Here is a 12,500-nt window from a genome sequence, read left to right as displayed (position 1 = left end):
TAGCCCGAACGGCGCGAGCGTGCGCGTGGGGCCAGCGCTCATGCGTGTGGGGGCCGACCGGAGCCGACCCCCACACGCAGGCGGTGCTGCTCTACTCGACCGAGGGGCTGGCAGCCGACTCGACCGTGATCTCGCCGGCGATGATCGCCTCGCGGATCTCGTCGAGCTGCGTCTGCAGCTCAGGGTCGACCGATCCCTCGAAGTCGTGGAACGGCGCGAGGCCGACGCCGTCGTTCTCGAGCGTGCCGACGTACGGCGTGCTCGAGAACTCGCCGGCCGCAGCCTGCTCGACGACCGTCTGGACGCCCGTCGACATGCCCTTGAGGATCGACGTGAGGAAGAGGTCGGCGTTGTCCGGCGACGTCTCGTACAGGTCGGCGTCGACACCGATCATCACGATGCCCGAGTCGTCGCCCTGGTCGCGGATCGCCTCGGCGGCGGAGAGGAAGATCGGGCCACCGACGGGCAGGAGCACGTCCGCGCCCTGGCCGATGAAGGTCTCGGCCATGGCCTTCGCCTCGACGCCGGCGGCGAAGCCACCCGTGAACGAACCGGTGTTCGGCGAAGCCGGGTCCCAGCCGAGCACCTGCACATCGGCGCTGTTCTGCTCGTTGTAGTACATGGCGCCGGCGTGGAAGCCGTCCATGAAGATCGTCACGGGCGGGATGGGCAGGCCACCCCACGTGGCGATGATGCCCGACTCGCTGTACGAGGCGGCGGCGTAGCCGGCGAGGAACGCAGCCTGCGCCGTGTCGTAGACGATCGGCTGCACGTTGTCGGCCTCGATCGAGCTGTCGTCGATGATCGCGAAGTTGATGTCGGGGTTCGCGGTCGCGGCGGCGCCCGTCGCCTCGGCGAGCGAGAAGCCGACGGAGACGACCATGTTGCAGCCCTCGGCGATGACGCTGTCGAGGTTCGGCGCATAGTCGGCGGGCGAGGAGGACTCGACCTCGATCGGCTCGACGCCCAGGCCCTCGGCCGCGGCGCGGAGGCCCTCGGCACCGAGCTGGTTGAACGAGCGGTCGTCGAAGCCGCCCTCGTCGGAGACGATGCAGGGCTGGATGTCGGTCGTGGGCGCCTCGCTCGCGGCGGGCTCAGAGCCGCTGGGCGCCTCGGGTGCTGCTGCGCAGCCCGCGAGCAGGAGCGCTGCGCCGAGCGCGATGGCGCCGCCGCGCGCGGCGGAACGGGTGAACTTCCTCAAGGGATTCCTCCAGTGCAAAGGATGCTCGCCGCGACGCGGCTGAGCGCATGTTGGTTGAGCATAGAGCCGGACGAACGCGCGAAGCGCGCAATCCTCAGCACCGCAACGCAATCGTTGCAATCAGCCGCCGTCAGGGGCTGGAGGGCGACTCCACGGTGATCTCGCCCGCGATGATCTGCTGGCGGAGCGCCTCGAGCTCGGCCTTCGTCTCGTCGCTCACCCGCGCGTCCAGGTCGTGGAACGGGGCGATGTCGACGCCCCCGTTCTCGAGCGTGCCGATGATCGGCTCGTCCGAGATCGTGCCGTCGACGGCGTCGCCGACGGCCGCCACCACGGCATCCTCGGTGTTCTTCAGCACGCTCGTGAGGAGCAGCGGGTGGAACTCGGCGGGGAGCGTGTCGTAGCCGTCGTTGTCGACCCAGATGACGAGCGCGGTGCCGCCGGCGTCGAGCGAGGCGCGGAACGAGCCCTCCCCTACCTGGCCGGCGACCGGGAGGATGACGTCGGCGCCCTGCGCGATGAACGCCTGCGTCTGCGTCTGGCCGAGCTGCACGTTCTCGAAGTCGCCCGTGAAGGTGCCGTCCTGCGTCTCGGGATCCCAGCCGAGCAGCTGCACGTCGGTGCCCTTCGCCTCGTTGTGGGCGTCGATGCCCGCGGCGAAGCCGTCCATGAAGAGCGTCACCGGGGGCTGGTTGCCGCCGCCGAAGGTGGCGACGATCCCGCTCTCGGTGACGGATGCCGCGGTGTAGCCGGCGAGGAACGCCGCTTGCGCGGTGTCGAAGACGATCGAGCGCACGTTCGGATGCTCGACGATCTCGTCGACGATCGCGAACTGCACGTCCGGGTTCGCCGCCGCCTGCTCGTCGGTCGCGGCGGCCAGCTCGAAGCCGACGGTGAGCACGAAGCCGCAGCCGGTGTCGACCGCGGCCTGCACGTTGGGGGCGAGGTCGCTCTCGGTGGTCGAGACGAGCACGTTCGCCTCGACGCCGTGCTCCTCCTGGGCGCGCTCCATGCCGGCCCAGCTCGTCTCGTTGAACGAGCGGTCGTTGAGCCCGCCGGAGTTCGTCACCATCTGCGCGCACTCGAGCGACTGCTCCGGTGCGGCGGTGCCGCCGGGGGCCGTCGTCGCGGCGGGCGGCGGCGCGGCGCAGCCGGCGAGCAGGGCGAGCGCGGCGAGCGCGGGCAGTGCGAGCGTGCGGGACAAGGCGGACTCCTTCGACCAGGTGGCCAAATCGTAGCCGCCCGCCCGCGCCCCCTGCGGACCTCGGGTGGTCACGACACGCCGCCGCGCGATGCGTCCGCGCGGCGTGTCCTGACCACCCCGCGACGCGCGGGCGGCGTGTCGTGACCACCCGGGCGGGACTGGCTAGAGGGCGTCGGTGTTGCCCGAGCGGCGCACCGCGTCGACGACCTGCTTCACGCGCTGCGCGTTGTCGGTCGTCGTGACGAGCAGCGCATCCGGGGTGTCGACGACGACCACGTTCTGGATGCCGACGACGGAGACGATGCGCTTCGACTGCGAGATTACGATGCCCGACGCGGAGTCGGCGATCACCGTCCCCTGGCTGCCGAGGATCGCGAGGCGGCCCCGGTGCGCACCGTTGTGCAGCTTCGCGACCGCGGAGAAGTCGCCCACGTCGTCCCAGTCGAAGTCGCCGGGGACCACGACCATCCGTCCGCTCGCCGCCGCCGGCTCCGCGACCGCGTAGTCGATGGCGATCTTCTTCAGCAACGGCCACAGCCGGTCGACGGCGGGACCGCGGCGCGCCGGCTCGTCCCAGACCGCGGCGAGCTCCTCGATCTGCGCGGCGAGCTCCGGCTCCTCGGTCGCGAGCGCCTCGAGCAGCACGTCGGCCCGCGCGATGAACATGCCGGCGTTCCAGAGGTAGTCGCCATCGGCGACGTACTGCCGCGCGACCTGGGCGGACGGCTTCTCGACGAACTCGCGCACGATCGCGGCGCTCGGGGCGCCCGCGACGCCCGCCGAGTCGCCCGCGCGGATGTAGCCGAAGCCGATCGCCGGCTCGGTCGGCGTGATGCCGATGGTCGCGATGTAGCCGGCGCGAGCCGCCTCGACGGCCTCGCCGACCGCTCGCCGGAAGGACCGCTCGTCGTCGATCACGTGGTCCGCGGCGAACGAGCCGACGATGACGTCGGGCTCGCGGCGCCGCAGGATCGCCGCGGCGAGCGCGATCGCGACGGTCGAGTCGCGCGGGTCGGCCTCGAGCACGATGCTCGCGTCGTCGAGCTCGGGAATCTGCGCCTCGACCGCGGCGCGGTGGGCGCGGCCGGTCACGACCATCGTGCGCCCGGGGCCTGCGAGCGGCACGAGCCGGTCGTACGTCGCCCGCAGGAGCGTCTTGCCGCTGCCGGTCAGGTCGTGCAGGAACTTCGGGGCGTCGGCGCGCGAGAGCGGCCAGAGCCTCGAGCCCACGCCGCCCGCAGGGATGATGCTGAAGAAGTCGTCGATGCCGGTCACGGCCCTCACCCTACGCATCGGCCGGCGGCCGTCGTTCACGCGGCGTTCACCGCGGGGACCTCGCGGCAGCGGCACGCCGCACGTACCGTGGGGCCGTGCGCATCGAGCGAGTCGCCATCGTGACCGAGAGCTTCCTCCCCACCGTCAACGGGGTCACCACGTCGGTCTGCCGCGTGCTCGATCGCCTCGTCGACACGGGTCGCGAGGCCATCGTCATCACGCCCCGCTGCGGCGCGCCCGTCCACTACCGCGGCGTGCCCGTCCACGAGGTGCCGTCGTTCGCCTACCGGCAGTTCCCGGTCGGCCTCCCGAGCCCCCAGGTCGCCGCGCTGCTCGCCCGGTTCCAGCCCGACGTGCTGCACGCCGCGAGCCCCTTCATGCTCGGCGGCCAGGCGATCGCCGAGGCGGCGCGCATCGGCCTGCCGAGCGTCGCCGTCTACCAGACCGACGTCGCCGGGTTCGCGCGCCGCAACCGGCTCGCCGCCGGCTCCCCGCTCGCGTGGCAGCTCATCCGGCTCATCCACAACGCCGCCGACCGCACCCTCGCGCCGTCGACCGCGGCGATCGCCGACCTCGAGGCGGCCGGGGTCAAGCGCGTGCACCGCTGGGGACGCGGCGTCGACCTCGACGGCTTCCACCCAGACAACCGGCGCGGACCCGCGACGGCTCGGCTGCGCCGCCAGATCGCGCCGGGCGGCGAGCTCGTCGTCGGCTACGTCGGCCGCGTCGCGCTCGAGAAGGGCCTCCACCGGCTGCGCGCCCTCGAGGGCGTCCCCGGCATCCGTGTCGCGATCGTCGGCGACGGCCCCGCGATGGAGGAGGTCCGTCGGCAGCTCGCGCCGCTCCGGCCCGCGTTCCTCGGCCAGCTGCAGGGGGCGTCGCTGCGCGCCGCGTACGGGGCGATGGATGCCTTCGTCCACACGGGCACGGAGGAGACCTTCGGGCAGACCCTCCAGGAGGCCGCCGCGACGGGGCTCCCCGTGGTCGCGCCCCGCGCGGGCGGACCGGTCGACCTCGTGGACGACGGGGCGACCGGCCTCCTGTTCGAGCCCGACGACGCATCCGCCCTGCGCTCGGCGATCGAGCGGCTCGCGGCGGACGCCGCACTGCGGTCGCGGATGGGCGAGGCGGGCCGCCGCCGGGTGCTGCCGCGCTCGTGGTCGGCGGTCGTCGACGAGCTGCTCGAGCACTACCGGTGCGCGTCGAGACGCGCCCTGCGCGGCATCGACGGGCTCGTCGACGCCTGAGGCTCGACGAGCGCGGGCACCGGCGACCCGCCGGGCGGTCCGGCGTTCGCCGCGGGCATAGGATGGATGCATCTGCCCGGTCGAACAACGGAGGGATTGCGCGTGTCTGAGACGCAGAGCAGCCTCATCCTCCCCGATCCCACCCCCCGCAAGACCACGTTCAGCGGCACGCTGTATCGCGGTGACGAGGGCATGTGGTCGTGGGTCCTGCACCGCATCACCGGTGTGGCCATCTACTTCTTCCTGCTGGTCCACGTGCTCGACACGGCGCTCATCCGGGTCAGCCCGGCGGCGTACGACGCCGTCATGGCCACCTACAAGAACCCAATCATGGGCCTCGGCGAGGTCGGCCTCGTCGGCGCGGTCGTGCTGCACGCGCTCAACGGTGTTCGCATCATCCTCGTCGACGTCTGGCCCTGGGCGACGAAGCACCAGCGCCTGCTGTTCTGGATCGTCATGGGCCTCGTCGTCGCGCTCATGCTCTACTTCACCCCGAACCACCTCATGAACGTGTTCGCGCCGATGGAGGAGGGTCACTGATGAGCACCACCATCGAGAGCCCGAACTACGCCTACCCGGCTCGCTCGTCGGGTCGCCGCGGCCCCAACCTCGAGAAGGCCGGCTGGATCTTCATGCGCGCCTCCGGCGTCGTGCTGATCGTGCTGATCTTCGGCCACCTGGCCTACAACCTCATCTGGACGCCGGGCGGCATCCACGCCATCGACTTCGGCTTCGTCGGCGGCAAGCTCGCCCAGCCGTTCTGGCAGTGGTGGGACGCCCTCATGCTGTGGCTCGCGATCCTGCACGGCTCGAACGGCATGCGCACGATCGTCAACGACTACGTGCACAAGCCGCGCGTGCGCAAGCTCGCGCTCGGCGCCATCGGCGTCGCCGCCGTCATGCTGATCCTGCTCGGCACCCTCATCACCTTCACGTTCGACCCCTGCCCGCAGGGCGCGGACCCCGCGCTGCTGCCGTCGTTCTGCGCCTCGGTCTAGGCGAGATTCGGAGAACCCCACATCCATGGCTGATCAGCATTCCGTCGTCGACGGCATCCACTACCACCAGCACGACGTCGTGATCGTCGGCGCCGGCGGCGCAGGCATGCGCGCCGCCATCGAGTCGGCGCCCAAGGCGTCGACCGCCGTCATCACGAAGCTGTACCCGACGCGCTCCCACACGGGCGCCGCGCAGGGCGGCATGGCAGCCGCCCTCGCGAACGTCGAGGAGGACAGCAACGAGTGGCACACCTACGACACGGTCAAGGGCGGCGACTACCTGGTGGACCAGGACTCGGCCGAGATCCTCACCCGTGAGGCGATCGACGCGGTGTACGACCTCGAGAACATGGGGCTGCCGTTCAACCGCACCGAGGACGGCAAGATCGACCAGCGCCGCTTCGGCGGGCACACGCGCGACCACGGCAAGGCCCCGGTGCGCCGCGCGTGCTACGCCGCGGACCGCACGGGCCACATGATCCTGCAGACGCTGTACCAGAACTGCGTCAAACACGGCGTGGAGTTCTTCAACGAGTTCTACGCGCTCGACCTCATCATGACCGAGGTCGACGGCGTCAAGCGCCCCGCCGGGATCGTCGCCTACGAGCTCGCCACCGGCGAGATCCACGTCTTCCAGGGCAAGTCGGTCGTGTTCGCGACGGGCGGCTTCGGCAAGATCTACAAGACCACCTCGAACGCGCACACGCTCACGGGCGACGGCGTCGGCATCATCTGGCGCAAGGGCCTCCCGCTCGAGGACATGGAGTTCTACCAGTTCCACCCGACGGGCCTCGCGGGCCTCGGCATCCTCCTCACCGAGGGCGCCCGCGGCGAGGGCGCGATCCTGCGCAACGCCTCGGGCGAGCGCTTCATGGAGCGCTACGCGCCGACCATCAAGGACCTCGCGCCGCGCGACATCGTCGCGCGCTCCATGGTGCAGGAGGTGCTCGACGGCCGCGGCGCCGGTCCCCACAAGGACTACGTCTACCTCGACTGCACCCACCTGGGCGCCGAGGTGCTCGAGACGAAGCTGCCCGACATCACCGAGTTCGCGCGCACCTACCTCGGCGTCGACCCGGTGACCGAGCGCGTGCCCGTCTACCCCACCGCGCACTACGCGATGGGTGGCATCCCGACGAACAACGACGCGCAGGTGCTCTCCGACAACGAGACCGTCGTGCCGGGCCTCTACGCGGCCGGCGAGTGCGCGTGCGTCTCGGTGCACGGCTCGAACCGCCTCGGCACGAACTCGCTGCTCGACATCAACGTCTTCGGCAAGCGCGCCGGCAACAACGCGGTCGCGTACGCGCAGACGGCCGACTTCGTGCCGCTGCCGGCGGATGCGGCCGACGGCGTCGTGAAGATGCTCGCGCAGCTGCGCGAGTCGGACGGCTCCGAGTCGGTCGCCGAGCTGCGCAAGGCGCTGCAGGAGACGATGGACCGGAACGCCCAGGTGTTCCGCACGGAGGAGACGCTGCAGACGGCGCTCGCCGACGTCGAGAAGCTGCGCCGCCGCTACCCCAACGTCAAGGTGCACGACCGCGGCCGCCGCTTCAACACCGACCTCCTCGAGGCCGTCGAGCTGGGCTTCCTGCTCGACCTCGCCGAGGTGCTCGTCTACTCGGCGATCAACCGCAAGGAGTCGCGCGGCGCGCACATGCGCGACGACTACCCCACGCGCGACGACGAGAACTTCATGCAGCACACGATGGCGTACCTGACGGCAGGGCTCGAGAGCCCCGCCTCCGATCACATCCGGCTCGACTGGAAGCCCGTGCGGTTCACCCAGTACCAGCCGACGGAGAGGAAGTACTGATGGCCGAGAGCGAGAAGAAGAACGAGGACAGCATCGGCACCGAGTTCGGCGCCGAGACCGGCGACCCGGGCGCCCAGGCGCAGGCGGCGGTCGACGCGACGACCGCCGACTCGCAGGCCGTCTCCGCCTCGAGCGGCACCGAGCGCGCCGAGCCGGCCGAGCCCGGCGCCGCCGTCGCCGACGTGGCGCCGATCGAGCCCGTCGAGGAGCCGCAGAGCTTCACCGTCACCGTCATCGTGCGCCGCTTCGACCCCGAGGTCGACGAGGAGCCGCGCTGGGTGGACTACGACGTGCAGATGTTCTCGACCGAGCGCATCCTCGACGCCCTGCACCGCATCAAGTGGGAGCAGGACCCGTCGCTCGCGTTCCGCCGCTCGTGCGCCCACGGCGTGTGCGGCTCCGACGCGATGCGCATCAACGGCAAGAACCGCCTCGCCTGCAAGGCGCTCGTCAAGGACTTCGACACCTCGAAGCCCATCTACGTCGAGGCGATCAAGGGTCTGCCGCTCGAGAAGGACCTCATCGTCAACATGGAGCCGTTCTTCGACTCCTTCCGCGAGATCCAGCCCTTCCTCGTCGCCGCCGGCAAGCCCGACAAGGAGCGCCACCAGACGATCGCGCAGCGCGAGCGCTTCGACGACACGACCAAGTGCATCCTCTGCGCCGCCTGCACCACCTCGTGCCCGATCTTCTGGACCGACGGCCAGTACTTCGGCCCGGCGGCGATCGTCAACGCGCACCGCTTCATCTTCGACTCGCGCGACGAGGCGAGCCAGGTGCGCCTCGACATCCTCAACGACCGCGAGGGCGTGTGGCGCTGCCGCACGACCTTCAACTGCACGGATGCCTGCCCGCGCGGCATCCAGGTCACGAAGGCGATCCAGGAGGTCAAGCAGGCCCTGGTGACGGGCGTGCGCCTCTAGCCCTCCGACTGCGCTCGAAGGCCGGCATCCCGCGCGGATGCCGGCCTTCGTCGCATCCCCGGGCGCCGCGCACGCTCGGCCGATGTGTAGGCAGGCGATGTATCGTCCCTGCCATGAACGCTTCGACGACGACCGCAGAACGCATCCGTCCGTGGGTGGTGCTCATCGCGCTGCCGGTGACCCTCGCCGCCGCCGGGCTCGGCTCGGGCCTCTTCGGCGGCACGGAGGTCGAGGCCTCCTCGAGCGGCGCGCTCTCGGACACCGCGACCCCGCTCGCGCCCTTCGGGCCGGCGTTCTCGATCTGGTCGGTCATCTACCTGGGCCTCGCGGCCTACGCGATCTGGCAGGTGCTGCCGAGCCAGCGCCACGACATCCGCCAGCGGCGCATCGGCTGGCTCGCCGTCGCGTCGCTCGTGCTCAACGCGGCGTGGATCCTGTGCGCGCAAGCTGGCCTGCTGCCGCTCACGGTCGTGGTCATCCTGCTGCTGCTCGCCGTGCTCGTCGCGATCTTCGAGCAGCTGCGTCGCTCGCGGCCCGGCTCGCTCATCGCGACGGTCGTCGTCGACGGCACGTTCGGCCTCTACCTCGGCTGGGTCTCGGTCGCGACGGTCGCGAACATCTCGGCCTGGCTCGCGGATGCGGGCGTGCGGCCGGCGGCGTGGGAGCTGCCCGCGATCCTCGTCCTGGGCCTCGTCGCGATCGTCGCGGCGCTGCTCGCGATCCGCTACCGCGGCCGCATCGCTCCCGCGCTCGCCATGCTGTGGGGCGTCGCCTGGATCGGCGTCGGCCGTGCGATCGGCGAGCCCGCCTCGGCGAACGTCGCGATCGCGGCCGCGGTCGTGTGCGTGCTGATCGGCTTCGCGACGGTCGCCGCGCGGCTGCGCGCACCCGCTCGAGGACCGGTCGCCTCGCGCCAGGCGAGCCCCGCGCGGGGTGGTGCAGACTAGCCGCGTGACCCCGACCATCGCCGCGCTCGACCGGCTCGACGCCCTCCGCTCGGCCCTCGGCGGCGTCGCGCTGCCGCTGTCGATCGCGGGTGCCGACGCGGCGCGCGATGCCCGCGGCGCAGCGGTGCGGCAGATCGACGACTACGTCGAGCCGCGGCTGCGGCACCTCGACGCGCCGCTGCTCGCCGTCGTCGGCGGCTCGACGGGCGCGGGCAAGTCCACCCTCGTCAACGCGCTCATCGGCGTTCCTGTCACCCGCACCGGGGTGATCCGGCCGACGACCCGGCAGCCGATCCTGCTCCACTCCCCCGCCGACGCCGCCTGGTTCGGCTCGACGCGCATCCTGCCCGGGCTCGCCCGCGTCACGGGCACCGTGCGCGAGGCGACGGCGAGCCGCGCCGGGGAGGATCCCGACGCGGCGCAGATCGGCTCGGTCGTGCTCGTCGCCGACGAGCGCGTGCCCCGCGACCTCGCGATCCTCGACGCCCCCGACGTCGACTCGATCGCCGACGAGAACCGGCTGCTCGCCGCGCAGCTGCTCGCGGCGGCCGACCTCTGGCTCTTCGCGACGACCGCCAACCGCTACGCGGACGCGGTGCCATGGCGGCTGCTCGACGACGCAGCGGCGCGCGACATCACCGTCGGCGTCGTGCTCAACCGCGTGCCGCCCGGTGCGGAGGGCGAGGTCGAGGCCGACCTGCGGCAGATGCTCGGTGAGCGGGGGCTCGGCGCCGCGCCCGTGTTCGTCGTCACGGAGTCGCCGCTCGACGATCGGGGCATGCTGCCGGCCGCCGCGGTCGCGCCCATCCGCGCGTGGCTCGCGGGCATCGCGGGCGACCGGGCGGAGCGGGCGCGCATCGCAGGTCGCACGCTCGCCGGCGCCGTCAGCCGGCTCGCGGTGACGGCCCGCACGGTCGCCGAGGCGCGCGACGAGCAGATCGTCACGGTGCGCGACCTGCGCGACACGGTCGAGACCGCCTACGACGACGCGGCCGCGCGCGTGGGCGACGCGACTCGCGACGGCGTGCTGCTGCGCGGCGAGGTGCTCGCGCGCTGGCAGGACTACGTCGGCACGTCGGACGTGTTCCGCACCATCGAGTCCTGGTACTCCCGGGCCCGCGACCGCGTGGTCGCGTGGTTACAGGGCCAGCCCGCGCCGCCGGTCGAGGTCGAGCACGAGATCGAGAGCGGCCTGCACGCCGTCATGGTCGACGAGGCCGGCCGGGCGGCATCGGATGCGTGGCAGCGCGTGCGCCACTCGGCCGTCGGTCGCGAGCTCACCGCGGGCGTCGACCTCGCGCATCCGTCTGCCGAGCTGTCGGAGCGTGCGAGCCTGCTCGTGCGCGACTGGCAGCTCGCGCTCATGGAGCTCATCACCGAGCAGGCCGCCGGCAAGCGCACGAAGGCGCGCGTCATGTCGCTCGGCCTCAACGTCATCACGGTCGCGCTCATGGTGGTCGTGTTCGCCTCGACCGGCGGCCTCACCGGCGGCGAGCTCGCGATCGCGGGCGGCTCCGCCGTCGTCGGTCAGAAGCTGCTCGAGACGATCTTCGGCGAGGACGCCGTGCGCCGCCTCGCCGCCCAGGCGCGCGACGACCTCGACGACCGCGTGCGCTCGCTCATGGGGGCGGAGGCCGCGCGCTGGGATGCGCTCCTCACGCCCGTCGAGCAGGGCACGACCGGCGACGCGCTGCGCGATGCGGCGAGCGAGCTCGAGGCCGCGATGCGCGAGGCGGCCCGCGCCCCCGAGCCGCCGTCGAGGGAGCTGCAGCGCAGCGACGTGATCGAGGCGGAGGCGCTCGACGACGACGCCGAGGCGCCGCTCGAGGGCGAGGCCGACGAGGTGCGCGAGCTCGAGCGCGGCGCCGGTTCGCCGACGGAGCGCGACCGGTGAGCGAGCCGACCGTCGACGCGCTCCTCGGCGCGCTCTCGGAGGCGGCGGAGCTCGGCGCGGGCCGTGTGCCGCACGATGAGCTCGAGGCCGTGCGCCGCATCGCCGCGAGCGCGAGCGAGCGTCGCGCCCTCTCGTCCGAGCACACCGTCGTCGGGTTCTTCGGCGCGACCGGTTCGGGCAAGTCGTCGCTCATGAACGCGCTCGCGGGCGAAGCGGTCGCGCGCACCCACGTGCGGCGGCCCACCACCTCCGAGCCGCTCGCCGCGATCTGGAACCCGCGCGGCGCTTCCCCGCTGCTCGACTGGCTGCAGGTGCGCGACCGTCGCATCATGGACCGGCCGTTCGTGCCTGGTCAGGAGCTCTCGCTCATCCTGCTCGACCTGCCCGACTTCGACTCGGTCGCGCTCGAGCATCGCGCGATCGCCGAGCGGCTCGCCGGTCGCGTCGACGTGCTCGTGTGGGTCGTCGACCCGCAGAAGTACGCCGACGCGGTCATCCACCGTGACTTCATCGCGCCGCTCGCGACGCACGCATCCGTCACGACGGCCGTGCTCAACCAGGTCGATCGGCTGCCGGCGGCCGAGGTGGGCCACGTCGTCGACTCGCTGCGCGGGCTGCTGCGCGGCGACGGCCTCGAGGGCGTGCAGGTGCTGCCCGTCTCGGCGACCACCGGCGCCGGCATCGAGGAGCTGCGCGGGCGCATCGCGCGCTTCGCCGCCGAGCGGAAGGCCGCGTCGCAGAGGCTCGCCGCTGACGTGCGGGGCATCGCCGCGCGCCTCGAGCACGCGGGCGTCCCGGGCAAGGTGCGATCGGCCGACGCGCAGGCGCTCGAGCGCGGGCTCGCGGCGGCCGCGAACGTCGAGGCCGTCTCGCGCGCGGTCGCCGGTTCGTACCGCAAGCGCGCCGGCCAGGTCACGGGCTGGCCGCTCACCGCGTGGATGCTGCGGCTCGTCCCCGACCCGCTGCGACGGCTGCACCTGTCGACCGGCCGCGAC

At 72.3% G+C, this 12,500-nt stretch carries 11 protein-coding genes; 8 read left to right on the top strand and 3 right to left on the bottom strand.

The genetic code is table 11. From position 1 onward, the window contains the following. Nucleotides 1–91: 91 nt before the first annotated feature. The 3 genes from ABD106_RS12110 to ABD106_RS12100 form a co-directional block, all read right to left on the bottom strand. Nucleotides 92–1,201, bottom strand: a complete 1,110-nt coding sequence (locus ABD106_RS12110; protein ID WP_343920680.1) for a BMP family lipoprotein — start codon at nucleotides 1,199–1,201, stop codon at nucleotides 92–94. A 130-nt stretch (nucleotides 1,202–1,331) separates the two neighbouring features. Continuing rightward, a complete protein-coding gene (locus ABD106_RS12105) occupies nucleotides 1,332–2,405 on the bottom strand; it encodes a BMP family lipoprotein (RefSeq protein ID WP_343920678.1) in 1,074 nt (357 codons plus the stop codon). A gap of 162 nt (nucleotides 2,406–2,567) precedes the next feature. Then, a complete protein-coding gene (locus ABD106_RS12100) occupies nucleotides 2,568–3,698 on the bottom strand; it encodes a mannose-1-phosphate guanylyltransferase (protein ID WP_343921078.1) in 1,131 nt (376 codons plus the stop codon). Between the two features lie 77 nt (nucleotides 3,699–3,775). On the opposite strand from ABD106_RS12100, the gene ABD106_RS12095 reads away from it, so the two are divergent. The 8 genes from ABD106_RS12095 to ABD106_RS12060 form a co-directional block, all read left to right on the top strand. Then, complete coding sequence (locus tag ABD106_RS12095) at nucleotides 3,776–4,927, top strand: glycosyltransferase family 4 protein (protein WP_343920676.1); 1,152 nt, start codon at nucleotides 3,776–3,778, stop codon at nucleotides 4,925–4,927. Nucleotides 4,928–4,993: 66 nt separating this feature from the next. Continuing rightward, the gene (sdhC, locus tag ABD106_RS12090) at nucleotides 4,994–5,467 is read left to right on the top strand and encodes a succinate dehydrogenase, cytochrome b556 subunit (protein WP_425545746.1); all 474 of its coding nucleotides are present in this window, start codon (nucleotides 4,994–4,996) and stop codon (nucleotides 5,465–5,467) included. Further along, entirely contained in the window at nucleotides 5,467–5,925 is a 459-nt protein-coding gene (locus tag ABD106_RS12085) for a succinate dehydrogenase hydrophobic membrane anchor subunit (RefSeq protein WP_343920674.1), read from the top strand. The genes sdhC and ABD106_RS12085 overlap by 1 nt, the downstream gene beginning before the upstream one ends. Before the next feature lie 25 nt (nucleotides 5,926–5,950). After that, on the top strand, nucleotides 5,951–7,741 hold the full coding sequence (sdhA, locus tag ABD106_RS12080) for a succinate dehydrogenase flavoprotein subunit (protein ID WP_343920672.1): 1,791 nt from the start codon (nucleotides 5,951–5,953) through the stop codon (nucleotides 7,739–7,741). Further along, the gene (locus ABD106_RS12075) at nucleotides 7,741–8,664 is read left to right on the top strand and encodes a succinate dehydrogenase iron-sulfur subunit (RefSeq protein WP_343920670.1); all 924 of its coding nucleotides are present in this window, start codon (nucleotides 7,741–7,743) and stop codon (nucleotides 8,662–8,664) included. Before sdhA ends, ABD106_RS12075 begins: the two co-directional genes overlap by 1 nt. Before the next feature lie 113 nt (nucleotides 8,665–8,777). Further along, nucleotides 8,778–9,611 (top strand): TspO/MBR family protein, encoded by an 834-nt coding sequence (locus ABD106_RS12070; protein ID WP_343920668.1) that lies wholly within the window; start codon nucleotides 8,778–8,780, stop codon nucleotides 9,609–9,611. A 4-nt stretch (nucleotides 9,612–9,615) separates the two neighbouring features. Continuing rightward, complete coding sequence (locus ABD106_RS12065; protein ID WP_343920666.1) at nucleotides 9,616–11,505, top strand: dynamin family protein; 1,890 nt, start codon at nucleotides 9,616–9,618, stop codon at nucleotides 11,503–11,505. Beyond that, nucleotides 11,502–12,500 (top strand): GTPase (locus ABD106_RS12060; RefSeq protein ID WP_343920664.1); only part of this gene is annotated, 999 nt, incomplete at its 3' end. The genes ABD106_RS12065 and ABD106_RS12060, both read left to right, overlap by 4 nt.

It is taken from the genome of Agrococcus citreus (assembly GCF_039527715.1).
GTDB classification, from domain to species: Bacteria; Actinomycetota; Actinomycetes; order Actinomycetales; family Microbacteriaceae; genus Agrococcus; species Agrococcus citreus.
The sequence above is the reverse complement of the archived record's forward strand: the minus strand, read 5'-3'. Positions and strand labels throughout refer to the sequence as shown.